The sequence below is a fragment of the Actinospica durhamensis genome (assembly GCF_018139695.1).
GTDB classification, from domain to species: domain Bacteria; phylum Actinomycetota; class Actinomycetes; order Streptomycetales; family Catenulisporaceae; genus Actinospica; species Actinospica durhamensis.
Genome location: NZ_JAGSOG010000662.1, coordinates 1 through 696, shown reverse-complemented (window position 1 = coordinate 696; position 696 = coordinate 1). Strand labels below are relative to the sequence as shown.

At 68.0% G+C, this 696-nt stretch carries 1 protein-coding gene; it reads right to left on the bottom strand.

Translation table 11 applies throughout. From position 1 onward, the window contains the following. Nucleotides 1–696: adenosylhomocysteinase (locus tag KDL01_RS41605; RefSeq protein ID WP_212534223.1), on the bottom strand; the 696-nt coding region annotated here is incomplete at both ends.

Below are 696 nucleotides of genomic sequence, written 5' to 3'. Positions count from 1 at the left end.
TCACCCGGGCACCCTGGCCCCGCAGCGACTCCGCACAGCCCTTGCCCACGTCCCCGTACCCGAACACCACCGCGACCTTGCCACCGATCAGCACGTCCGTCGCCCGGTTGATCCCGTCGATCAGCGAATGGCGGCAGCCGTACTTGTTGTCGAACTTCGACTTCGTCACCGCATCGTTCACATTGATCGCCGGAAAGCGCAGCGTACCGAGCCGCGCCATCTCATAGAGCCGGTGCACCCCGGTCGTGGTCTCCTCGGTCACACCACGGATCGAATCGGCGACTTCGGTCCACCTGGCCGGGTCGGCGGCAAGCGAGGCGCGCAACGTGGCCAGGATCACCTGCCACTCCTCGGAATCGTCCGCGGCATCGGCGGGGACCGCACCGGCCTTCTCGTACTCGGCGCCCTTGTGGACGAACAGCGTCGCGTCCCCGCCGTCGTCCAGGATCATGTTCGGGCTCTGACCATCAGGCCAGGTCAACGCCTGGCCGGTGCACCACCAGTACTCCTCGAGCGTCTCACCCTTCCAGGCGAACACCGGAACCCCGCGCGGCTCGTCCGGCGTGCCGTCCGGACCCACGGCGATGGCCGCGGCCGCGTGGTCCTGGGTCGAGAAGATGTTGCACGACGCCCACCGCACCTCGGCCCCGAGCGCCACCAGAGTCTCGATCAACACCGCCGTCTGCACCGTCATGT